The organism is Acinetobacter sp. LCT-H3 (assembly GCF_001866125.1).
In the GTDB taxonomy this organism is placed as follows: Bacteria; Pseudomonadota; Gammaproteobacteria; order Pseudomonadales; family Moraxellaceae; genus Acinetobacter; species Acinetobacter schindleri.
In genome coordinates this window covers 1-23,214 of the sequence record NZ_MODX01000026.1, presented here as the reverse complement: position 1 = coordinate 23,214, position 23,214 = coordinate 1, and the positions used below count along the sequence as shown (strand labels likewise).

Sequence of the window (23,214 nt, the reverse complement as noted above, 5' to 3'; positions counted from 1 at the left end):
AGCATTCAGATTTCATATGCACTATAAAATGAATAAAGCATTCGTCCTCTGTTCACTCTTATTCACCACAGTCCTGACCGGCTGTCAGGTGGTCAGTGTGAAAGAACAAGCCTTCAATGTCACCATCAGTAATGAACGTGACAGCATTTTAACCAGAGATAAACTGAGTGAAGCCAGCCTGAATGTTCTGTCCATGACTGGGCGTGAAGCACGCATCTGTACCGAACAGCCGCAGGAATGCGTAGAGGCGCTCAAGGAGATCCCACAGATTCTGGATGAACAGCTTCTGTCTACTGCCAGTGAGTTGTATCTGGCCAAATCGCTGCAATTGGGTAAAGGTTCAGAATGCAAAAGCAGCGTTCTAACCAAGACCCAGTCTGAAGAAAAAAAGCAGCTACAAAAACAGAATATCCAGAAATGCCAGGATCAGCAGCTGGCGATGCTGGACCAAAGTATTCGTTATAGCTATGCCTATCTGTTCAAAACCCAGCGTGCTCCACAAGATCGTATCTTTGACAACCGTCAGGTACAGATTCGTGACTTTTATAACCTGGCGATCTCGCATTTGATCCATGTTTATTCCGAGCGTCATCAGGCCAAAGAAGGCAGCCGCAAGATTCAGGTCGGCAACAGCATTTATACAGTAGATTTTGAAAACTATCCTGAAATCAAAGACCAGCCTTTTGAGAAGCTCATGTCGACCTATAACATGAATTTCTCTGGTCTACGTTCAATTACCCGTCGAGACGGTTTTGGTTCGGAATTTGTAGTGGTCCTTCCCGAAGAAAAACGTATCACACCAAATAAAAAATATATTGTCGATCCACTGAATTTCAAATATGCAGAAGGCAGCAATCCGAATATTCATTCGGCGCGTTATCTGGCCACTACTATTACCGCAGTTCCTAAATCTGCGACCAGTATTGATCAGATTATTAACGGTCCGGAATTCCAGCTCAAACTGCATGATCCTTACAAACATGAAAAAGTAACTGTTGCAGGTAAACAATATGCGCTGGCTGCAAATTTCTCGGCACCCTATGGCCTATGGCTGGCTGAAAATAACTTAGGACGTGCTGCCTATCTGGTGCTGATTGACCGGGATGACAACCTGATCATGCCGCATCTTTATATGCTTGAACCCTACAATCCGAAGAAAAAAGTGATTGTCCTGATCCATGGCCTAGCCAGTAGTCCTGAAGCCTGGATTCGTCTGACCAACGACATTATGGGTGATCCGGTATTAAGGGAAAATTTCCAGGTCTGGCAGGTATTTTATTCTACCAATATGCCGATTCTGGAAAGCCGTTTTCAAATTAATGCCCTGGTTCAGCAAGGCTTTGCCCGGGTTGCGAACAATGCACCAGCCAAAAAAGATGCGGTACTGGTCGGACATAGTATGGGAGGCGTGATTGCCCGTTTAATGGTCAGTCAGGCTGATATTACTCAAGATGCATTCAAGCTGGTACAAAATACCCGCATTGCACAATTTAAGGATAACCCGCTCTTTAAAGCACGCCTGCAAATGCAACCTATTCCGAATTTCACCCGGGCCATTTTCTTAGCGACACCGCATCGTGGGACGGAATATGCCGATCGCTGGCATACTAAACTGGCCCGTAAAATTATCCGCATACCAGGCGCATTTTTGGGTGCCTTTGCCGATACCTTACAAGGCGAAATCGGATTAAAGGACTTTGTCAAAGAACTGGGACATGACCTGATTCAGAATGGTCCAAGCGATTTATCCAAAAATTCGAAATTTAATGCGCTGACCCGTGATGTCGTGCCATACAAAGGCTTTAAGTTCCACAACATTATAGGTAATACGACAGATAGTACCGATAAATCAGTGATGACAGATGATGTGGTTCCCTATCAAAGTGCCGAGCTAAAAGGCGCAATTTCTGAGGAAATTATCAAAGGTGGTCATTCGATTCAGGAAACGCCTGAAGCTGTACTCGAGTTACGTCGTATCTTAAGGTTGCACCTGACTGAACTCGGTTTATATCAGCCGCAAAAAGTACTGAAATAAGTATAAAAACCGAAGTTAAAACTTCGGTTTTTTATTTTCTCTCTTGCGAAATAGCTATAAATCTTAAGTTACTTAATTTAAGAGCATGTAAATTGATAAGCACTTCTAAGAGATGATAAAGATAGTTAGGTAATCAAATTACTTTTTTATGATTTATATGAAATATAATTTTTTTATATATAAAAGGATATTTCTTGAGCAGGATACTTTATCTGTGCTATCAATAGTTTAACCATTCGATACAATCTACAGTATCAGTAGTTAAACGACTTTATTTGCTTAGTAATGGTACCTTATGAAATTAGCTGGCTCTAAACAGATTAGCCATGAAAAAGTAAATGAGCTGATTGCACATGGACTGAACTATGTGTATTTCAGAAAAGAACTCGAGCCAATCTATCGCCAGCAATACCGTGACGAAGCTGCTTATGAATTTCGTTTTCGGGGCAGCATTATTCTGGTTCTGTATTTTGTGCTCAGTTACGGAATTTTTCAGACCATTTCAATCGATGAAAAACTAATTCATTGGCTTTCTCTGTATGCCTGGGTTGGGGTAATTACCATCGCAGTTTGGTTAATGTCGTTTAGCAAGCCGTTTAATCGTTTTTTTGACCTGTATACCACGTTAGGTGCGACCAGTGCGGTCGCGATTTCTTTTGTGATTATTCCCGTGATTGGCCAGGATATTGATAATGATGCCCTGCTGCACGTGGCCATGATGTATGCAGTCGTCATTAACTATAGCTTTGTCGGTATGCGCTTTTATTCAGCACTCATTGCGGGTTGGGGCGGTGGACTGATTGGTTATCTGGTCACGGTTTCTCTCAACTACAATATTGACTGGACCTTTTTACATCGTACCTATACGTTTAGCAGTCTCCTTGGAATGATTATTGCCTATGCGATTGACCGCCAGCATCGTGAGAACTATTTGCAAAATTGTATTATCGAACTGCATAAAGAGGAACTGACCCAACAGGCACAAGAACTGGAACGGCTGACCCAACTTGATGCGCTCACTGGCCTGGCCAATCGACGTTATCTGACAGAATATCTGGACACACAATGGCGCCACGCACTACGACATCAAGCGCCTTTGAGTATCATGATGGTGGATATCGATTATTTTAAAAACTATAACGACCATTTTGGACATATTGCCGGTGATGCATGTCTACAATTGGTAGCCCAACAGTTACAAGGCATTTCTTCCCGCAGTATGGAACTGGCAGCACGTTATGGTGGAGAAGAGTTTTTACTGGTCTATCCTTATATCGATGAAGTAGAAATACAGAAAATTGCCCAGGAGCTGATCCAACGCATCAATGCTTTGCAGCTGTTCCATCCTGCCAGTCAGGTCTCGGGTCATGTCACGGTGAGTATTGGCTGTGCCAGTATCAAGCCTCAGGAAAATGATCGCCTGGCTGATTTTATTGCTCAGGCTGACGAAGCGCTGTATGCTGCAAAAGCAGAGGGCCGTAATCGCTTTAAGATCGCTCCTCGTCAGTCTAAAAACAATGTGTATATGATTTAGACCTGACTCCGATCCATATTTTTCGTGTTTAAAACCGGCAATCTTTCATTAGACTCGACAGAAGTCATCGAATCCATTTCTTTCTAAAAATTAATTTTGCTAGACTTAGCTCAATACACATTTTGCATGGCTGTTTTGATGGTTTCTGCTTTGGTAAATGAATAGCGACTATATTGCCTTCAGCTCATCAGCCTTAACCAGTCTGCCCATTATTTTTTAAAGGATTTCTTCTTAATGACCAGTTCAGAACTCATGGCTGATCTTTCTACCCTAACACCTATGATGCAACAATATATGTCTGTGAAGATGCAGCACCCGCATTCATTGATGTTCTATCGTATGGGTGATTTCTACGAACTGTTCTTTGAAGATGCCCATAAAGCAGCCAAAATTCTTGGCATTACCCTAACCCATCGCGGCAAGGCCAATGGTCAGCCGATTCCAATGGCAGGTGTGCCTTTCCATGCGGCAGAAGGATATTTGGCCCGTTTGGTAAAAAAAGGCGAAACGGTAGTAATCTGCGAGCAGATTGGAGAGGTCACAGGTAAAGGTCCGGTTGAACGTGGTGTGGTTCGGATTATTACTCCGGGCACATTAACTGATGATGCCCTGCTGGGTGCACATCAAACTTCTAATCTGGTTGCACTATGCATTCAGCAAAATAAAATTGGTATCGCTCTACTGGATTTAAGCGCCGGTATCTTCAAAGTTCAACAAATTGATTATGACCTGAACCAACTGGCAATTGAGCTGGCACGTCTGATGCCAAGCGAAATTGTCGTGGACGAAAATCTGCAAGAGCAGGATCTGGTTGAACATTTGAAACGCCAACTGGATGTGCCGGTCAGCAAACGCCCAAATGTCGACTTTAACCTGAACAATGCCAAAAAGACTTTATGTGACCAGTTTGCTGTGAGTACATTGGCAGGTTTTGGGATTGATCATCTGCCACTCGCCAAAGCCGCAGCGGCTGCATTGATTCACTATGCCAAAGAAACCCAGAAAACTGCACTGCCGCATATTCGTAGCATTCAGCTAGAACAAAGTTCAGACTTTATTGCGCTAGATCCAGTTACTCGTCGCAATTTAGAATTGATTGAACCCTTATTTGAACATGGTACTTCGCTGTTCCAGTTAATCAATGATTGTCAGACAGCAATGGGTGGCCGCCTGCTGAGTCGCACCCTGATGCAGCCTTTACGCGATACTGCCATTCTGGATGAACGTCTGGATGCTACTCAGGTATTATTAGACGGCTTTCATGAATCGCCAGTACGTCTGGTCTTAAAAGAAATCAGTGATATTGAACGTGTATTAAGCCGTATTGCATTGGGCAGTGCACGTCCACGGGATCTGGTTCAGCTGCGTCAGGCCTGTGCTCAGATCCCGTTCCTGCGTCATGCACTACAACCGATGGTCAGCCAGCAGCAGTCCAAATTACTCATTCGACTGAATGAAGAACTTGGTGATTTCCATGGTCTGCATGAACGTTTGATGTCAGCCATTGTGGAAAATCCACCAGTTCTGTTACGTGATGGGAATGTTATTGCCGAAGGTTTCGATGCAGAACTGGATGAGTTACGCAAAATTCGCGATCATGCCGGGCAATTCCTGATTGATCTGGAAATCAAGGAACGTGAGCAGAGCGGCATTCCAACCCTGAAAATCGGCTATAACCGTGTTAGTGGCTACTATATTGAATTGACCCGTGCACAGGCTGAACAGGCACCGGAACATTATATTCGTCGCCAGACTTTAAAGAATGCCGAACGTTACATCACGCCAGAGCTGAAAGCCTTTGAAGATAAAGTCCTTTCCAGCGAATCACGTGCACTGGCGCGTGAAAAATTGCTCTTTGAAATGCTGCTGGATGAATTACGCGAGGATATTGGCAACCTGCAAATGATGAGCAGTGCCATCGCACAGATCGACCTGCTGTGTAACTTTGCGCATCAGGCACGCCTACGCAACTGGTCACGCCCGAAATATAGTCCGGAAATTGGCTTGAAAATCCAGGCAGGTCGTCATCCTGTTGTGGAAGCTTTAAGCAAAACTGCCTTCACTCCGAATGATACGCAACTCGATTATCAGCACCGGATGGCCATTATCACTGGTCCAAACATGGGCGGTAAATCTACCTTTATGCGTCAGACAGCACTGATTGCCCTGCTGGCCTATTGCGGTAGCTATGTTCCGGCACAGGCGGTAACCTTGGGGCCAATTGACCGCATTTTTACCCGGATCGGTTCGGCAGATGACCTGTCTACAGGTAAATCCACCTTCATGGTAGAAATGACCGAAACTTCGCAGATTCTGCATCATGCGACTAGTCAATCACTTGTACTGATGGATGAAGTCGGTCGTGGTACCAGCACTTATGATGGTTTGTCCCTAGCTTGGGCATGTGTACTGGATCTCACCCGACGTATTCAATGTTTATGTCTGTTTGCTACGCATTATTTTGAGTTAACTGAACTGGCCAGCGAATCAGGTATTGATAACTATCATGTGACTGCCCGTGAAGTGAATGGTAACCTGATTTTGCTGCATAAAGTGCAACAAGGTCCAGCCAGCCAGAGTCATGGCCTACAGGTCGCCAAACTTGCCGGTATTCCAGCAAGCGTAATCCGGGAAGCACAAAACCGACTGCGTATTCTGGAAAAGCAGCATCACACCAAGCCTCAAAGTCCACAACCTGATCTGTTTGCGATTGAACAGGTCGAAACAGTCGTTGAGCGGATTATTGAGGTGGAAAAACCATCAGCTGCACTTGAACTGCTGGAAGACATTGATGTCGACAGCCTCAGTCCGCGTGAAGCCTTACAGCAGCTTTATGCACTGAAAGATCTACTGAAACTACCAGGCTAAAATCCTCAACCGCCTCATCCAGTATGAGGCGGTTTTGTTTAAGGGAGCTATAATCTCTGAATTTGATATCTGCATCGGTTTTTTTGCAAAAATAACAGCCCTATATATAACAAATATCAATAAAAGGAATTGTTAGTTGCTGCAGTTTTTGCCTAAAATACACATTAGTTATTAGAACCATATTTTTTAGGTAGCTGTCGCCATGACCTTCGTTGTCACTGAAAATTGTATTAAATGTAAATATCAAGACTGTGTTGAAGTTTGCCCTGTAGATTGTTTCTATGAAGGTCCGAACTTCCTTGTAATTAACCCGGACGAATGTATCGACTGCGCCTTATGTGAACCAGAATGTCCTGCAAATGCAATTTTCTCTGAAGATGAGTTACCTGAGGGTCAGGAAGTATTCATCGAATTGAATGCTGAGCTGTCTCAAAAATGGCCGAATATCACCCAAATTGGTGATCAGCCAGCTGACCGTGAAGAATGGAACGGTAAAGCAGACAAACTGCAATATCTTGAAAAGTAATTTTCAAATCCCCAAAAAAGATCAGCATAGTCTGATCTTTTTTTGTACCTGATGCACACATTTCATTGCAATTTATCCTGAATTTCTTCGCAAAAGTGGACTAAAATAGCGCTATTTTATAAATACCTGATTTCTAATAATGAAGCATTTTTACAAGGGATTATTGGGTCTCAGCATGATCCCTTTTGTCATGGTGGGCTGTACCACCGCGACAAAGAAACCAATGACCTTGCCAGATGGAAAACGGATTTACATTCCTCAGGAACAGGTTAAGGTTGACCGTAAGGTGCTGCCTAAGAGTATTCCTTTTGCCTATACCAACTGGGCAGCCGTAGCAAATAACCTCTCTCGTGTACGCGAATATGAAGTATTTTTAGAACGTAATTCGGTAGGCAATATCATTCCAAGTTTTGAATTGATGCGTACTGCACGTGACTGGTCGCGTTGTGGTGGACCGCAGTATATGGTGCCAAGCCGTGAGCTGTGGAGCAATCAGTTACCAACGTTACGTGTATTTAAATATCTGGTTGCAGCCAATGTCCTCAATGATTTCGAAGTGACCTCAGTTTATCGTGATCTGCCACTCAATAAATGTGCTGGTGGTGCTAATTCTTCACGTCACCTGTATAACTCTGCGATTGATTTCCGTATTGGCCCGGAATTCCCGCAACCTGAAGATTATGCCTATATTGAGAATACCAAGTTCAAACTTTGCCAGTTCTGGATACAGCATGGTCAAAGCCTGAATATGGGCTTAGGTCTATATGCTTCAGGTCAGATCCATATTGATACCCAAGGTTACCGCACCTGGGGCCCGGATTTAAGCCGTAGATCTTCAATGTGTAATTACTAAGTCATTCCACCTACAATACAGAATCTGTAAATCGTTCTGTATTGTTCATTTTCAAAGCAAATATAAAACAATAAATTGCGCTCCACTGCGAAAGGTTTAAAATGCCTGCATCGCAACAAAGGTGCTCAAGCTATGCAACAAATGTGGACAGATCTCGACAATTATATTGATTCACATTTAATCCCAGATGATCCTATTCTGAAACAGACTCTTGAAAATACAGCTGCGCATGGATTTCCTGATCATCTGGCGGTAGCTGCCAATCAGGGCATGCTGTTACAGATGCTGATTCAGATGAATGACTGCAAGCGTGTACTTGAACTCGGAACTTTTGCTGCATATAGCACCATGTGGCTGGCACGTGCCCTGCCTGAAGATGGTTATATCCTGACCATTGAAGGTCGTGATACGCATGCCGCAATGGGTCAGGAAAATATCGAACGTGCCAACCTTAAACAGACAGTCGAACTTAAATGTGGCCGTGCAGCAGATATTCTAAAAGCCCTACCAGAAGATACAGAACCATTCGATTTTATCTTTATTGATGCGGATAAACAGAGCTATCCTGAATATCTGGAGCTCAGCCTGAAACTGTCTCGTTCAGGTACAGTAATCTTTTTAGACAACGTGATTCGTGCTGGGGCAATTATTGATTTGGACAATAATAAGCCAAGTATTGAAGGTATTCGCAGCATGTTTGAAGCAATGCAGAATCACCCGCGCCTACTTTCCAGTACTGCTCTACAGACCGTGGGCAGCAAAGGTCATGACGGTTTTGCACTGGCTATTGTCAAATAACAGTCTGAGAGCAAAAAACACCCAATAAAGTATTTTAAATATATAACAATAACTTATGGAATGTAACCACAGAGTTATCCACAATATATGAGGATAACTCTGATTATTTTTAAATCAAACTGTAACAATTTCCAACTTCAAGCTTTTTAATTTCGTGGAATTGTTATTTTAACTTTATAACGCTTTTTCCAATATTTTCCTTTACTTGGCAACCAGAAGCGGTACTTTGGAATTGCGGAAGATGGTGGTCGCGATACTACCCAGGAAGAACTGGTGGATTTTGCTGTGACTGAATGCACCCAGCACAATCAGCTGAATTCCCTGCTCCTGCTGATAAGACAGAATGTTCTCTGCCACATCACCATAGCGGTATTCAGGAACAACATCCAGTCCAGCTTCTTTCAGATAGTTCAACGGTTCATTCAGGATTTCAGCATGATCTCCGACATACAACAAATGACACTGTAGCAGTTTCAGCAAATCACTTTCTGCAATGCGTCTCATCATCTGGATACAGGTTGGTGAATATTCGTAGGCAAAGATAAAGCGTGTTGGCGGTTTAAAGTTTTCACCCACTGTCATCACCGTACAATTGGCACCACGGATAAAGTTTTCCACATTGGTGCCCATCGGCTTGTTTTTCTCAGCAGAGCGTTCACCCAAACGTCCAATAACGACAATATCATCAGGTCTGAGTAACTGAAAGCTTTGTTCCAGGAAATCCCCTTTTTCCTGAATATGGATAGTATTGATATTGTGTTTTTCTTTGATCTGGTCAGAAATATGCCGCAGCAGATTATTGCTATAGTCTAAAGCCAGTTCACTCTGTTTCTGTTCAAGTTCAGCCAGTTCTTTTAATAGCATGGCATTACTTTCAAAACCAATCACACCACTAATTTCCCCCAAATGATAACTTGCAGGGTAATAATCCAAAACTTGCAATAACACCAGCTCGCGATGGGTCTGCTTGGCAATCCATGCAGCCGCTTCTGCGAGGGCATTAATGCATGGAGAAGAATCAATGCAGGCAATGACACGTTTCATGTTTAGCCTCTCTCATTATAATAAAAGTTCTTAGATATTTTTAAGTTAGCATAGCCTTCGGCAAATGTGCAGCGAATTCTGTAGCACAGGATTTGAATTATGTTATTTTTTATGTGACGTTCTAGTGGCTTATACATTTTTAAACTACCAGAACAATCCTTGTATCGTCTGAAACTCTAAATATGTATTAATCCCGGTAGCGAATCAGTTTGGCCGGATTACCTGCAACGATCATGCGTTCATCCACATCTTTGGTGACCATACTGTTCATACCAACAATGGCCTGATCCGCAATTTTCACTCCGTCTTTAATGCCGACATGAGCACCCAGCCAGACATCACGGCCAATCTCAATCCCTTTGGAACGCACCGGCTGCTTATAAATGGGCTGTTCCAGCGCCATCCCATGATCAAAAGCGTACAGGTGACAATATGCTGCCATACGTACTTGATCATTTAACTTAATTCCTACCCGTCCACCATCCAGAATACAGTGGTGATTAATCGCGACTTCATTGCCAATTTCTAGTGGCCCATGCAAGGTACAGTCCGCTGCGATAAAGCTATGATCACCAATCACGATTTTTCGGCCCGGTTCAGCGAAGATATGGGCCAGTGGTGAAATAAAGCAGTTCTCACCAATCTCGACTGTTTCCATTTCACGCAGATAGTCCTGATATTCGCGCTGCCACTGTTCTGCCCAGCCCCGGTTTTTAGGCTTGAGTGACCAGTATAGCCACGGCATATAATTCAGACGATGCTTGTGCTGCTCGCGGTATTTCAGTAGAGGGTCCTGCTGCTCAGTCATCTTGGGGCTCATCTATAATTTTTAAGGCTTCACGTCCGCGGCTGATATCCTGAATCTTCAAAGCAAATGGCTCAATCTGATGTTTCTGCATTTGCGCAATAACCTCGACGCCTTCTGCGGTATAATCTTCCTGATAGTCAATCTGTTGCTGATTCAGCTCATACTGAAAAATAGCCCATTCACTAAAATTACAACGAAAGGACACTTTCTTCTTTTCAATCAGTTCAATCTTTTCAGCTAAGATTAGGCATTGCCCCGCACACCCCCCATAAGCACGAACCAAACCACCCGTACCTAGCTTGATTCCTCCATACCAGCGATTCACCAGCACCAATACATTGGTCAGCTCATTGCCTTCAATGGTCGCTAAAATCGGTCGACCTGCGGTGCCAGAAGGCTCGCCATCATCATTAAAACGCACATTATGTCCAATTTTCCATGCCCAGCACTGATGCGTCGTGGTGGTATCACGATAAGCTTCCAGAAAATCCTTTATATCCTGTTCGGATTCCACCGGCGTGGCAAAGGCCTGAAAGCGGCTTTTCTTGATCTCTTCTTCAAAACTGACAAGGCTGGCAATAGTAAAAGACATTGGATTCAAACAATAACATCACTGTGTTGCAGTATAACGTGTTTGCTAGCACAAACAAAAAAGCCCCTATACATAGAGGCTTGATTTTGTACAACTACTATGAGGGATTAGCGTTCACGTAATGCTTCTTTAGCCTTGTTAAAGGGTTTAACTAGATAATCCAGTACGGTTTTTTCACCCGTACGGATATCCACGGTTGCTACCATGCCCGGGGTGATATTAAATTCCTGTCCGGCTTTATTGGTCAGTTTGTCATTTTCGGTACGGATATAAACGCGGTAGTAAAACTGATCCTGCTTGACTTCATCACGTAGAGTATCGGGGGAAATCACAGTGACTTTACCTTTCAGGCCGCCATAAATCGAATAATCATAAGCGGTAATTTTGACCAGCGCTTCCTGATCCGGACGGATAAAGGCAATATCACGTGGTGAAATACGTGCCTCGACCAGCAATTTTTCATCCAGCGGTACAATCGTCATCAACTTGCCATTTTGTGGAATGACGCCTCCCAAGGTCATGACATCAATTTCCTTCACCACGCCACGTACTGGCGATTTGAAAATAGTCCGGTTCAGCGTATCGGATTTACCACGTACCACCTGTTGCTGAGTTTCCACATCAGTATTAGCTTTGGCAAGTTCTTCACGCGCTTTCACAAAATACTGGTTCCGCACATCATTCATCTGGTTTTGCAGGTCATTGGCTTCACGCTTTAAACGCAGAACTTCCACTTCGCTTGCAGCACCTTTTGCAACTAATGGTTCAGTCATCGCCAGTTCTTGCTGTACCAGTATCAATGCCTGCTGTAACCCTGCTAAAGATTGTTCCAGATTAGCACGACGCGATTTATATAATGCAGTTTCCTCTGCCACCAGTTTTGGCTCTTTGAGTACCTCTGGCGGGAAGGACAACGGCGCACCAGTGACTTCAGCACGTAAGCGTGCCGCAGTTGCACGCGAAGAAATTAACAGAGAAGCCGATTCACCCACATTGGATTCAAAACGGGTGGGATCCAGCTGCGCCAATACCTGACCCTGCTCGACAATTTCACCTTCTTTGACGTTCAGTTTGGTGAGGATACCACCTTCCAGAGACTGAATAACCTGTTCCTTGGAAGAGGGAATCACTTTACCGGTGCCTGTCGAAACTTCTTCCAGCTTGAACAACCATGCCCATGTCAGCAGAATCAGTAAGCCTATGCCAATGATCCAGATGATCACACTTGATTTTGGCAAAGGTGGTTCCTGAAAGCTGACTTTGGTTGAACGCTTGATTTCCTGTTTTGCACTCATGCGCTTGCTCCCGTAACACGCTTCGCTCCACCTTGTGATTGATTCAGGATCTGGTCCCGCGGACCATCCATCACAATCTTGCCGTCATTTACGACAATGATGCGATCTACCAATTCAAGTACCGCACGACGATGGGTAGCCACCACCATGGTTCGGCCAATCAGATAAGTTTTTAAATTATCAATCAGCTGTTTCTCAGAAACATCATCAATGGCAGCAGTGGGTTCATCCAGCAATAAAATTCGTGGTTGGCGAATCAGTAAACGAGAAAGTAACAAGGCTTGACGCTGACCACCAGAGAAGCCCACACCACCTTCGAGAATGATATGGTCCAGGCCTTCTTTCTTTTCCTGAACAAAGCCCAATGCACCTGTGAGTTGCAAAGCTTCCAGAATCTGCTGATCCGTAGCGAGCGGTGCACCCAAAGTCAGGTTTTCACGGATACTGCCGTAAAAGAGTTGTGAATTCTGATTAAGTAAGCCCATATCACGGCGTACATCTGAAGGATCTATCAGGGTCAGATCAATCCCATCAAGTTTGACCTTGCCTTGTGCTGGAGTTTGCATACCCGACAACAGTTGTAAAAGAGTCGATTTACCAGCACCGTTACGGCCCAGAATTGCAATTTTTTCACCGGGCTTGATTTCGAGTTTTGGAATGACCAGACTCGGTTTGGGATCATCATCGCCATATTTGAACACCACGCCACTCAAGTCATAATGACCATCCAATACAGGACGGTGAATCAGATGTGAATAGTCCGGCTGATCTACCGGCTTTTTCATCAGTTCATCCAAACCGTTTTTCGCGACTTTCGCCTGCTGTAAACGACCCAACACACCGGTAATTTGGGAAATTGGCGCAAGCATACGCGAAGACAGGATTGAACAGGCAACCAGTGCACCTGTGGTCATTTCACCTTCCATAACGGCAAAACAGCCCACTAATACGACAATAGCAAATGTCAGGCCTTGAATTTTTTGGGTCCATGCTGTCATTAAGCCAACAATTTTACGTTGTTGCATACTGACATCAGCAGAGACTTCATTCATATGATTCCATTGGTTCTGGAAGCGGGTTTCAGCTCTTAACAGCTTGATATCTTCAATCCCTTGTACGGCTTCTACTAATAAAGCATTACGGATTGCAGATTCACGCATTCCTAACTGTGCCAACTTGGCCAGTTTTTTCTGCGCCAGAATTCCCGGAAGAATCATGAGTGGTACTACCAGTAGCATGACCCAGAACAGGTTGCCGCCAATAATCCAGAAGATTCCCAGGAACAGGAAGAAGAATGGTAAATCTGCAATTGCCGTCACGGTAGTGGAAGTGACCAATTCACGCACACCTTCGAGTTCACGAATCTGTGAAATAAAAGTACCTGTAGATTTTGAACGCTCTTTATTTTTAATGCGTAAGGCATGACCAAAAACCTGGTCAGAAATACGTAAATCAGCGCGCTTGCCGATAATATCAGACAGATAGATCCGGGAGACGCGTAAGGTAAATTCGAAGATTGCCGCAATCAATACACCGCCTGCCAGTACCCATAAGGTCGGGATAGACTGTGAAGGAATGACCCGGTCATACACGTTCATGGAAAAGACAATGGTAGCCAGTGCGAGGATGTTCGCGATTAAAGAAGCAAACATCACATCGATATAACGCTTCCAGTCATTCAGGACAATTGACCAGAACCAGTTCTTTTCGAAAGGCTTGATATATTCATCGACCCGGGCATCGGGTACTGAAGACTCAGGACGTAAGATATAAAGGCTTTTAGCACCCTGCTTCAGATGTTCCAGGTTAAAAACCTGAGACAACCCCTGATCGCCACTGAGCTGTACACTAGCTTTGCCTTCACTATCAATGCGCTCGATGACACCCACTTCGCCATTTTCAAATTCTACCAATATTGGCAATTTCCATGGACTGAGCAGACTGGCATCAAACTTGTTTTTACGTACATTTAAACCGATCTGACGCGTGACAACTTTGAGCAGCTCGTCAACATCATGATGCTGGTTCCAGTCGAGTTGTAAGCGGATTCTTTCCTCAGATGGCTCGATACGATAATGCTTGGCGATATTAAGTATCGCCTGAAGCCACGGCTGATAATTTATTGTATTACTCATGGCTGTACTTCAAACCCCTGAATAGAAATACGGTTAAGGTCATAAAGATCGCGTGTACGACCAGTGACCTGAATGTACTGAACAATAGCGGTATAAATATCGTAACGCGCAGTTTCGATTTCTTGGGCTGCGCTGTGAATTGCCTGCTCTGCATTAAGCAGATCGACTACGGTTCGAGTACCGAGTTTATATTGTTCCTGATACAGCTCTCTGGTGCGCACAGTGGTTGCACGGCGCTGTGCCAGAATGTCCATTTGTCGCTGTTTATTTTCAATCTGTTCGCGAATCAAGCGGACCTGATCGACTACATCCAGATAGGCAGTATTGACCTGAGCACGTGCTGCTTCTTCAGCAAAACTGGCTGCACGGGTCTGTGATCTGGTCGCCCCACCTTGATAGAAATTACTGGTGGCTTCAATCATCACAGAGTTATAAAAGCCATCATCTTCATTATTATTCGGATTGCGACCATTAATGGCCTGACTCATACTCCCTTTGATATTAATGGTAGGATAAGTATTTAACCTGGCTTGCTCTTTTTGCGAACGTGCCACTTCCACGCCAGCATGTGCCAACATCAACGTCGGAATACTGGTAAATTCAGGCTCCTGGTAAAGTCCGGCCTGTTGAATCAGACTATCTGGAATTTCCCACTCTACATTGGATATATCAAAGCCGAGTAAAGTGCGCAGTTTTTGTTGATACTGACGTAACTGGGTTTGTTGCACAATCAGGTTATTCTCTGCAGCTTCCAGATTGGATTGGGCCTGAATCGGATCGGCCTGACTGCTGATCCCGGCTTTGGCTCGCAGATTGGCAATTTCCGCAATTCGTGCAATCCCTTGTTTCTGCTGCTCGGCAATCTTGGTGATTTCCTGATAGCGCTTGATATTGACAATGGCATCTGCCACTTCAAGTGCAATCTGATCCAGGCTGACTAGAACCCGTGCCTGCGCTTCGGCAAGCTTGGCTTCTTCAGTGGTTACGCTGGATTTTACCTTGCCAAAATCATATAGCATTTGGGTCGCATTCAGGGAAACTACCTGACGACCGCGTTCGCCCTTGGTTAAATCTGCTGTTCCAAATCCACCCGAAATCTGTGGATAGTATTGTGCCTTTGCCACATCAATATTGGCAGCCTGAGAGGACAGCGAAGATATACTTTGTGAAATCTCGGGACGACGCTGAACTGCTGTAAGTACAGCCTCCTTAAGATTAATTCGTCTGGGAATTCCCATGGCTGGAATATTATTCTGGGAACGAGTACCATTCTGAAAGCCGCCTACTTGGGGCAACTCCTGAACACGTGAGGTATTCAGCTGATAATTACTCAAATCCCGCAGATCAACCGTATGTGAGGATTTTACAGGTTCAGGGGAGAATAGTTTACTGACCCCTTGTTTGAATCCCTGAAAATATCCCTTTTCCGTATCTGCCGCATAAACCTGAGACATTTGCAAAGGCAATAAAAGGGCGATCAATACCCTTTTTTTTCCCTGTAAATTACCCCGAAGTTTATTATTTTTTTTTGCTTGCAATAGCATGATTATTGGTGTCGTTTTTAAACTAACTATATACCAAAAATATTTTAAAATTGATGATACTAAAATATTTTCGACGAAAAAATCCCACACAACAACGTTAAAGTTGACTGTGTGGGCTTGATTAAGGTAATAAAGCCGAATTACACGGTAAAGTCATCACCCAGATACACTTTTCTAACAGTTTCATTATTCAGGATTTCTTGTGGTGTACCTTCTGCAATCACTGCACCTTCACTGACAATATACGCATGCTCACAGATTGCCAAAGTTTCACGCACATTATGATCAGTAATTAATACCCCAATACCGCGATCTTTCAAGGTTGTGATAATGTCTTTAATATCTCCGACAGAAATCGGATCGACCCCGGCAAAAGGTTCATCAAGTAGCATGAATTTTGGATCAGCTGCCAGCGCACGGGCAATTTCCGCACGACGACGCTCACCACCAGAGACACTCATGCCCAGAGAATCTTTGATATGGGTAATCTTAAAGTCTGCCAGCAATTCTGCCAGGCGCTGCTGACGCTGGGCTTTGGTCAATTCCTTACGGGTTTCAAGAATCGCCATGATATTTTCAGCAATGGTCAGCTTCCGGAAAATAGAAGCTTCCTGCGGCAGATAACCAATCCCTTTGCGGGCACGTTCATGCATGGCCAAATCTGACAGATCCAGATCATCCAGATATATTTCACCTTTATCCATACGCACCAGACCAACCACCATATAGAAGCTGGTGGTCTTACCTGCACCATTCGGACCAAGTAAACCAACGATCTGACCACTTTCCATGCTGAAGGATACATCCTTCACCACCCAACGTTTACTATAGTTTTTCGCCAGATGTTTAATGGTTAAGGTTTGAACCTTTGATTCAGCCATTAGTCACGTGCTCCCGGGAAGGATTTAGAACTGGATGGTGGAATCACAATCTGTACACGACCTGAAGAGGAACCGGTTTTATTTGGCGTACCGACAGCTTCAATATCCCCCTTATTCATACTATATCGAAGCGTATTACCACGGATACTGGCTCCATCCTGTTCCAGGAAGGCATTACCTGTCAGGGTAATAATACCGGTATCAGCATTGTAGACAATCTTCTGTGCCTGACCTTTCGCGATTCCTTTAGCAGCATCGATTTGTTGCTGGAAACGTGCAGGACTGCCATTTGCTGTAATCGTGCTGATTTGCTTCTTGCTGTTCAGGTTTGCCACAATTGAGTTTGCCTGAAGTTTCATAGTCCCTTGCTCAATAATGACATTACCGGTATAAGTCGTGATACCGGTACGCTCATTAAAAGTTGCACGGTCAGCTACCAGCGAAATAGGCTGCTGGCGGTCTGAAGGAATTGCCAATGCTGCGAGTGAAGTAAACCCGAGCACAGCAGCAAGCGCAGTACGCTTCAGGAAAGTAGTCGTCATTTTAGGTTTAAGAATTTGGTTCATACTTTCCTCGAATATTAAAAAATTCGTATTGCCCGTCATTTAGATTTGCCTTCAAGCCCTGACTGATAAACTCAGCTTGTGGATTCGTTACTTCTACAGCTTTATCCGTTTCAATTTCTCGTGTTTTAGGGAAACCTGTTAACTCTTCTGTCTTGAACTGAAGCTGACCATCTTGCAGAATCTTGGTTGCTACCACCTGCTGAGAAAGGATCACTTTAGTATTATCCTCGTACCCATTCACAAGTTTGGCATAAAAAGTAGAATCTACTTTGCCATCCTTGTACATAGAAGCATTCATATTTTCCAGCTTCGAGGTTTTTTTCTGCATATCCTGCTCGAGTCGAACGACTTGAGCACGAACAGCCAGCTCACCTTTTTCATCGGTCTGCGTCAAATTAATATTTTCAGCCGTGGATTTCATACTGCGTGCAGCATCTACCTGAAGCTTATTGCCACTTCCACTGAAATAATAATAACCACCACTTATGGCTGCGAGAATAATCGCGGTTACGTATAAAACTTTAGTATCCATAAGCAGTGTACTTAATCCAGAACGTATAGTTGATTAATATGGCGCACGAGTAAACTTTTCAAGTAATTCTTGGTAAACACCTTTAGACATTAAAAGCATGTCACAGATCTCGCGCACTGCACCACGACCACCCATCGCCTGAGTCACCAGATCGGCACGACGACGTACTTCGACATGACCATTTGGAACTGTCACTTTCATGCCAGCAATCGCAAAAGCTGAGAGGTCAGGCCAGTCATCGCCCATATACAGGCAATCTTCAGGATCGATATTCAACTGAGCGCAAGCTTCTTTGAGGGCAACGCCTTTGTCTTCACGTCCCTGATAGACTAGGTCTACCCCTAAATCAGACATACGTTTTTGTACAATATTACTTTGACGTCCAGTGATGATAATCACTTTAATTCCAGCCTGCTGAACCAGCTTCATACCCAGACCATCACGAATATCAAAGGATTTGATCTCATCTCCCGTATTGGTCAGCGTAACAAAACCGTCACTTAGAATCCCATCAACATCAAGCACCAGTGCTTCAATATGACGTGCCTGCTCTAATAATACATAAGATGCCATCTATTAATTTACCCCAGCCTGAATCAGGTCATGCATACTAATTACACCAATGACTTTATTGGCATCATCAACAACTACAAATTGATTAATTTTATGTTCATTCATACGTTCCAGCGCTGCTACAGCACGTGCTTCCTGAGAAATCGTCAAAGGATTTTTGGTCATCACTTCCTGGATCGGCAAATTGACATCAAAACCTTGCTGCTTATCGATCAATCGGCGCAAGTCACCATCCGTGAAAATACCCAGCAGAACATCATTTTGATCGACAATTGTGGTTAAACCTAGACGTTTATTTGAAATTTCGTATAAAACTTGATTCATCGGTGTATCTGGTGACACTTTTGGCAATTCCGAACCTGTATGCATGAGATGTTTTACATGCAGCAATAAGCGTTTACCCAAGGCACCCGCTGGATGTGAAAGGGCAAAATCGTCAGCAGTAAAACCACGTGCATCTAGCAGCGCTACAGCCAGAGCATCGCCTAACACCAGAGTCGCTGTAGTACTTGAAGTTGGTGCCAGACCCAGCGGACAAGCCTCTTGCAGATTACCCAAAGTTAAAGCGACATCGGCATTTTGTGGCATAGGGCCTTTGTCGTCACCACTAATGGTAATTAAAGGAATTTCCAGACGCTTGATCAGAGGCATCAGCATCATGATTTCATCACTCTTGCCTGAGTTTGAAATAGCAATCAGTACGTCACCCGGCACCAGCATGCCGAGATCTCCATGTCCCGCCTCACCTGGATGCATAAAGAATGAAGGCGTACCTGTAGAGGCAAAAGTCGCGGCCATTTTGCGGCCAATATGCCCGGATTTCCCCATCCCGGTAATCACCAGACGCCCCTTACACTGCAGGATAATTTCACATGCCTGACTAAAACGTTCATCGATTTGGGCAGCTAAAATCTGTAATGCATGTTCTTCGATACGCAGTGTTTCAAGTGCAACTTTCTGGAAGTCTATTTGATTTGGCATATTTGGTGGGTTCAAAGTAGGTTTACCTTAACTCTATACAGAGTTGACTCAGTCTAGCAAAAATAATTTTCGCAATTTTATCATATCTATGCAAATTACAGGTTTCAAAATGTATGGCTTTTCATAAAACTTAAACTGAATGTTTTGAAATTTGCCTGACTAAAAGCCCTTCATTATTCAAAATTTAATCATATAAAATCAGTTCTGATTTTCCTTTTTATTTTGCACAGACAATAAAAAACCCCAATCTTCCGATCAGGGTCTTTTGAATTTTGGAGCGGGAAACGAGACTCGAACTCGCGACCCCAACCTTGGCAAGGTTGTGCTCTACCAACTGAGCTATTCCCGCAATATGGGTGTGAATTATAGAGAGTTTCCGCTAACTGTCAACTCTCTATTGATTCAACTGTCGAATTAATCGGCACGACGCCATACAGTTCCTTGACGGGTATCTTCCAGCACCACCCCTTGGTCTAATAAAGACTGGCGGATTTCATCGGCACGAGCAAAGTTTTTCTCTTTTTTGGCATCTTTACGTTGCTGGATGAGATCTTCAATCTGCTCTTCAGACAAGCCTAAAGCTTCCTGACCAATATCAGACTTCAGGAATTCATCGACATTGTGCTGTACCAGACCCAGAATATTGGTGAGATGACGCAAAGTAGAATAATAAACAGCGGCCTGTTCCTGATTCTGATCTTTTACTGCACGGTTTAGCTCTTTATTCAGTTCAAACAATACAGCAATGGCTTCTGGGGTATTAAAGTCATCACACATGGCTGCATTGAAACGCTCAACAAAACTTTGATCGAGTGTTTCAACCACTTGCTCGCCATATACCGCTTGATAAGCTTTAAAGGAATGATAGAAACGCATCAGCGTATTTTTCGCTTCTTTTAATGCTACATCAGAATAGTTCACTGGGCTGCGATAGTGTGAAGACACGATAAAGTAACGCACTACTTCTGGATGGAATTTTTCAATCACATCGCGAATAGTGAAGAAGTTGCCGAGTGACTTCGACATTTTTTCACCATCGACATTAATGAAGCCGGCATGCATCCAGTAGTTTACATACTGTTCACCTGTCGCTGCTTCAGATTGTGCAATCTCGTTTTCATGATGTGGAAAGCTTAGGTCAGCACCACCGCCATGAATATCAAAGTGATTGCCCAGGCAGCAGGTTGACATCGCAGAACATTCAATATGCCAGCCTGGACGACCATTGCCCCAAGGAGATGGCCAAGAAGGTTCATTTTCTTTGGCGTGTTTCCAAAGTACAAAGTCAAAAGGATGTTTTTTCTCAACTTCCACATCTACACGTTCAGAAGCACCTGCTTGCATATCTTCCAGTTTACGGCCTGAAAGACGGCCATATTTGGCAAATTTTTCAACTTCGAAATACACATCCCCATTATTGGCTGGATATGCTGTGCCATTATTGACTAGTGTATCAATCATATTTTGCATTTGATCGATATAGTCGGTGGCTTTTGGTGCAGCATCTGGTGCAAGACAGCCTAACTTGGCAAAGTCTTCATTCATCGCATCAATAAAACGGCTGGTCAGTGATGAAATGCTTTCACTATTTTCATTGGCACGTTTAATGATTTTATCGTCAATATCGGTGATATTACGGACGTATTTCACCTGCCAGCCCTGACTGCGCAGGAAACGGATAATATAGTCGAATGCAACCACTGTACGTGCATGTCCGATATGACAGTAGTCATAGACCGTCATCCCACAAACATACAAATCAATCTGACCTTCTTTACGAGGCACAAATTCTACTTTTTTACGTTGCTCTGAGTTATATAGAACAAATGGTTGCATAGGTCTTCTAGAATGCTTTTACAAATGATGGCTCATCTTAACCTAAGCATTATTTTTCATAAAGTTTTAAGATATGTTTTTATAAAATTAGCAAATTCATTAATGAATTTAAGAATTAAAAAAAGACCAGTATATAACCAGTCTTTTTTCACTCGTAGTTTTAGTGAGTTTTAGAACTAAGTTTCACTTTTGCATTGGAACAGTGCTTCTTTAGTTTTTGGACCAAAATGATTTACGATGCCCGTGCTACGTACGTTGATCCAGTTCTGTTCACCTTTCTTATAAAAGTCGACATCAAAACCTGTGTATGCAACCGTAAATTGATACTGCGAACTATCACTTGCTTTTCTGCCCTGGCGTACAAATTTCTTTTTAAATGCGCCCAACTTTTTCTTCGCAGAAATCAAACGCAAAATGCTTTTATCTCCGACTATATAAGATAAGTTGTTGGCTTTTTGCACTGAACAATCAAGGGCGTATCGACCTTGAAAATCACCTAAATTTGCTGATTTTTTTGTTTCCGTATTTGCATTTGCTAGAGTGAATGATGCTGTAAGGAGTAATACAGACAATAATGATTTTTTCATGTTTGACTCGATATTTGTAAATGACAGTTCATCAGGAGAAAGTGATTCCACTTTCTCCTGATCGATGAATTAACCAATAAGTTGTTGATTTGCGATTAATTGATTGAGTAAATCCAGCTGAGCTTGCTGTGTAGTAACAGTTTGATTCTCTAGTACCAATAGATCGGTTTTTTGGAACTCGTCTGCCTTACCATCACGGTCAATTTGAACGATAGCTTTACCATCTGCAGTTTTTCCGATCGAGACAAATTCTTTCAGATCATCACCTTGCTCATGACCTATTAACAAGGAACTTACGTCGATTTTGTCGGCATTTTCATCTGTTAATGATGTTGTTAAGTGGAAGTCAGTCCAAGTATCTATGCCGTTACCACCATTATTATGAGACAAATCTAAAACATCAAAAATTACAGTGTCAGAGCCTGAGCTTAAAATATATATATCATTTGTGTGATTCATAGAGATCATTTCAATTTAGCGATCTCTAAATCCATCTTGTAATTGGCGTGTTGAATCCGTTCATTTGATGGGTTGTATTACTTCTGGACCTCATCAGAGAAAGGGGTTTCTTCACATAATTCAAAGTACCTTTCCATCGGTGTTTTACCTTTCAAAGCTGAATGTGGTCTCATCCAGTTATAGTAATGCTGCCATTCGGCTAGCTTGTCTTGGATATCTTCAGAATTAATATCGACAGTAGCGTAGAACTCAGATTTATCAGTCTTTTGAGAACGCTCTACCTTGCCATTCAAATGAGGTGAACCAGGTTTATTTGGCCTAAATTTGATTCCATGCTGCATCAATTTTTTCTGTACTTTTTCAGCAAAGAATTCTCGCCCTCGATCGGTCTGTATTCGCTGTATGGGAAAAGGCATTTCTTCAATTACGCAGTCTAAAAAGTCGAGCGTATTCGCTGCTGTTCGGCGTTTATATATCCTTAAAACGCGATATCGTGTGCAGTCATCGATAGATGTGTATTGATATATTCCAGGACCCAGTTTACAGGTATCCATTTGAATTCTATCGCCTGGTAATGGGCGTTCATAACGAATGAAATCTGCTTTACGACGGAATTTTTTAATCTGTTTGACTTGATGGGTGGAGAGTACTTTATGGATAGTCGCTAAGGACAACGAGACTCCGTGTAGCCTCATCAATTCTGTTTGCAAACGTCGAGCACCAAGATTTCTAGCTGAGCGCATTTCCAATATTAAAGCTTCTAGCTC

At 43.3% G+C, this 23,214-nt stretch carries 20 protein-coding genes, 1 tRNA gene and 1 pseudogene; 6 read left to right on the top strand and 16 right to left on the bottom strand.

Going from position 1 to position 23,214, the window contains the following annotated elements; all coding sequences use genetic code 11:
• Positions 1-16 precede the first annotated feature (16 nt).
• From BK820_RS12390 to BK820_RS12365, 6 genes are all read left to right on the top strand, one after another.
• Positions 17-2,035: an esterase/lipase family protein gene (locus BK820_RS12390; RefSeq protein WP_081409067.1), complete on the top strand. Its 2,019-nt coding sequence runs from the start codon at positions 17-19 to the stop codon at positions 2,033-2,035.
• A 295-nt stretch (positions 2,036-2,330) separates the two neighbouring features.
• Positions 2,331-3,569: a GGDEF domain-containing protein gene (locus tag BK820_RS12385; protein WP_071321088.1), complete on the top strand. Its 1,239-nt coding sequence runs from the start codon at positions 2,331-2,333 to the stop codon at positions 3,567-3,569.
• Between the two features lie 234 nt (positions 3,570-3,803).
• Positions 3,804-6,437, top strand: coding sequence for a DNA mismatch repair protein MutS (mutS, locus tag BK820_RS12380; RefSeq protein ID WP_071321087.1), 2,634 nt, complete (start codon positions 3,804-3,806; stop codon positions 6,435-6,437).
• Positions 6,438-6,639: 202 nt separating this feature from the next.
• Positions 6,640-6,963 (top strand): ferredoxin FdxA, encoded by a 324-nt coding sequence (gene fdxA, locus BK820_RS12375; RefSeq protein WP_004812595.1) that lies wholly within the window; start codon positions 6,640-6,642, stop codon positions 6,961-6,963.
• A gap of 139 nt (positions 6,964-7,102) precedes the next feature.
• Complete coding sequence (locus tag BK820_RS12370) at positions 7,103-7,816, top strand: D-Ala-D-Ala carboxypeptidase family metallohydrolase (protein ID WP_004812593.1); 714 nt, start codon at positions 7,103-7,105, stop codon at positions 7,814-7,816.
• 132 nt (positions 7,817-7,948) lie between these two features.
• Complete coding sequence (locus BK820_RS12365; protein ID WP_071321086.1) at positions 7,949-8,614, top strand: O-methyltransferase; 666 nt, start codon at positions 7,949-7,951, stop codon at positions 8,612-8,614.
• Between the two features lie 201 nt (positions 8,615-8,815).
• Here the strand turns inward: BK820_RS12365 and BK820_RS12360 are convergent, their stop codons facing one another.
• From BK820_RS12360 to BK820_RS12285, 16 genes and pseudogenes are all read right to left on the bottom strand, one after another.
• Entirely contained in the window at positions 8,816-9,658 is an 843-nt protein-coding gene (locus tag BK820_RS12360) for a universal stress protein (RefSeq protein ID WP_071321085.1), read from the bottom strand.
• 187 nt (positions 9,659-9,845) lie between these two features.
• Entirely contained in the window at positions 9,846-10,466 is a 621-nt protein-coding gene (locus tag BK820_RS12355; protein WP_071321084.1) for an acyltransferase, read from the bottom strand.
• Complete coding sequence (locus BK820_RS12350; RefSeq protein WP_005221713.1) at positions 10,459-11,058, bottom strand: IMPACT family protein; 600 nt, start codon at positions 11,056-11,058, stop codon at positions 10,459-10,461. The genes BK820_RS12355 and BK820_RS12350 overlap by 8 nt, the downstream gene beginning before the upstream one ends.
• Positions 11,059-11,165: 107 nt before the next feature.
• Positions 11,166-12,353, bottom strand: coding sequence for a beta-barrel domain-containing protein (locus BK820_RS12345; RefSeq protein WP_071321083.1), 1,188 nt, complete (start codon positions 12,351-12,353; stop codon positions 11,166-11,168).
• Positions 12,350-14,488, bottom strand: coding sequence for a type I secretion system permease/ATPase (locus BK820_RS12340; protein ID WP_071321082.1), 2,139 nt, complete (start codon positions 14,486-14,488; stop codon positions 12,350-12,352). The genes BK820_RS12345 and BK820_RS12340 overlap by 4 nt, the downstream gene beginning before the upstream one ends.
• Complete coding sequence (locus tag BK820_RS12335) at positions 14,485-16,032, bottom strand: TolC family outer membrane protein (protein ID WP_071321081.1); 1,548 nt, start codon at positions 16,030-16,032, stop codon at positions 14,485-14,487. Before BK820_RS12335 ends, BK820_RS12340 begins: the two co-directional genes overlap by 4 nt.
• A 140-nt stretch (positions 16,033-16,172) precedes the next feature.
• Positions 16,173-16,913: an LPS export ABC transporter ATP-binding protein gene (gene lptB / locus BK820_RS12330; RefSeq protein WP_004812578.1), complete on the bottom strand. Its 741-nt coding sequence runs from the start codon at positions 16,911-16,913 to the stop codon at positions 16,173-16,175.
• Positions 16,913-17,479 (bottom strand): lipopolysaccharide transport periplasmic protein LptA, encoded by a 567-nt coding sequence (lptA, locus tag BK820_RS12325; protein ID WP_004812577.1) that lies wholly within the window; start codon positions 17,477-17,479, stop codon positions 16,913-16,915. Before lptA ends, lptB begins: the two co-directional genes overlap by 1 nt.
• Entirely contained in the window at positions 17,463-18,011 is a 549-nt protein-coding gene (lptC, locus tag BK820_RS12320; RefSeq protein WP_071321080.1) for an LPS export ABC transporter periplasmic protein LptC, read from the bottom strand. The genes lptA and lptC overlap by 17 nt, the downstream gene beginning before the upstream one ends.
• 33 nt (positions 18,012-18,044) lie before the next feature.
• Positions 18,045-18,584, bottom strand: coding sequence for a KdsC family phosphatase (locus tag BK820_RS12315; RefSeq protein ID WP_008305404.1), 540 nt, complete (start codon positions 18,582-18,584; stop codon positions 18,045-18,047).
• A gap of 3 nt (positions 18,585-18,587) precedes the next feature.
• Positions 18,588-19,565: a KpsF/GutQ family sugar-phosphate isomerase gene (locus BK820_RS12310; RefSeq protein WP_008305405.1), complete on the bottom strand. Its 978-nt coding sequence runs from the start codon at positions 19,563-19,565 to the stop codon at positions 18,588-18,590.
• Between the two features lie 273 nt (positions 19,566-19,838).
• Positions 19,839-19,914 (bottom strand) — tRNA-Gly (locus tag BK820_RS12305).
• Between the two features lie 65 nt (positions 19,915-19,979).
• Positions 19,980-21,401, bottom strand: a complete 1,422-nt coding sequence (gene cysS, locus BK820_RS12300) for a cysteine--tRNA ligase (protein ID WP_071321079.1) — start codon at positions 21,399-21,401, stop codon at positions 19,980-19,982.
• Between the two features lie 176 nt (positions 21,402-21,577).
• A complete protein-coding gene (locus BK820_RS12295) occupies positions 21,578-21,988 on the bottom strand; it encodes a hypothetical protein (RefSeq protein WP_071321094.1) in 411 nt (136 codons plus the stop codon).
• 69 nt (positions 21,989-22,057) lie between these two features.
• Positions 22,058-22,447 (bottom strand): type I secretion C-terminal target domain-containing protein, encoded by a 390-nt coding sequence (locus tag BK820_RS12290; RefSeq protein WP_171260617.1) that lies wholly within the window; start codon positions 22,445-22,447, stop codon positions 22,058-22,060.
• 5 nt (positions 22,448-22,452) lie between these two features.
• Positions 22,453-23,214, bottom strand: a pseudogene (locus tag BK820_RS12285) (integrase core domain-containing protein); the annotation flags it as partial.

Excerpts from the sequence above, each read along its gene's own strand:
- BK820_RS12390 (WP_081409067.1), top strand. The coding sequence starts at position 17 with ATGCACTATAAAATGAATAAAGCATTCGTCCTCTGTTCACTCTTATTC.
- BK820_RS12385 (WP_071321088.1), top strand. The coding sequence starts at position 2,331 with ATGAAATTAGCTGGCTCTAAACAGATTAGCCATGAAAAAGTAAATGAG.
- mutS (WP_071321087.1), top strand. The coding sequence starts at position 3,804 with ATGACCAGTTCAGAACTCATGGCTGATCTTTCTACCCTAACACCTATG.
- fdxA (WP_004812595.1), top strand. The coding sequence starts at position 6,640 with ATGACCTTCGTTGTCACTGAAAATTGTATTAAATGTAAATATCAAGAC.
- BK820_RS12370 (WP_004812593.1), top strand. The coding sequence starts at position 7,103 with ATGAAGCATTTTTACAAGGGATTATTGGGTCTCAGCATGATCCCTTTT.
- BK820_RS12365 (WP_071321086.1), top strand. The coding sequence starts at position 7,949 with ATGCAACAAATGTGGACAGATCTCGACAATTATATTGATTCACATTTA.
- BK820_RS12360 (WP_071321085.1), bottom strand. The coding sequence starts at position 9,658 with ATGAAACGTGTCATTGCCTGCATTGATTCTTCTCCATGCATTAATGCC.
- BK820_RS12355 (WP_071321084.1), bottom strand. The coding sequence starts at position 10,466 with ATGACTGAGCAGCAGGACCCTCTACTGAAATACCGCGAGCAGCACAAG.
- BK820_RS12350 (WP_005221713.1), bottom strand. The coding sequence starts at position 11,058 with ATGTCTTTTACTATTGCCAGCCTTGTCAGTTTTGAAGAAGAGATCAAG.
- BK820_RS12345 (WP_071321083.1), bottom strand. The coding sequence starts at position 12,353 with ATGAGTGCAAAACAGGAAATCAAGCGTTCAACCAAAGTCAGCTTTCAG.
- BK820_RS12340 (WP_071321082.1), bottom strand. The coding sequence starts at position 14,488 with ATGAGTAATACAATAAATTATCAGCCGTGGCTTCAGGCGATACTTAAT.
- BK820_RS12335 (WP_071321081.1), bottom strand. The coding sequence starts at position 16,032 with ATGCTATTGCAAGCAAAAAAAAATAATAAACTTCGGGGTAATTTACAG.
- lptB (WP_004812578.1), bottom strand. The coding sequence starts at position 16,913 with ATGGCTGAATCAAAGGTTCAAACCTTAACCATTAAACATCTGGCGAAA.
- lptA (WP_004812577.1), bottom strand. The coding sequence starts at position 17,479 with ATGAACCAAATTCTTAAACCTAAAATGACGACTACTTTCCTGAAGCGT.
- lptC (WP_071321080.1), bottom strand. The coding sequence starts at position 18,011 with ATGGATACTAAAGTTTTATACGTAACCGCGATTATTCTCGCAGCCATA.
- BK820_RS12315 (WP_008305404.1), bottom strand. The coding sequence starts at position 18,584 with ATGGCATCTTATGTATTATTAGAGCAGGCACGTCATATTGAAGCACTG.
- BK820_RS12310 (WP_008305405.1), bottom strand. The coding sequence starts at position 19,565 with ATGCCAAATCAAATAGACTTCCAGAAAGTTGCACTTGAAACACTGCGT.
- cysS (WP_071321079.1), bottom strand. The coding sequence starts at position 21,401 with ATGCAACCATTTGTTCTATATAACTCAGAGCAACGTAAAAAAGTAGAA.
- BK820_RS12295 (WP_071321094.1), bottom strand. The coding sequence starts at position 21,988 with ATGAAAAAATCATTATTGTCTGTATTACTCCTTACAGCATCATTCACT.
- BK820_RS12290 (WP_171260617.1), bottom strand. The coding sequence starts at position 22,447 with ATGAATCACACAAATGATATATATATTTTAAGCTCAGGCTCTGACACT.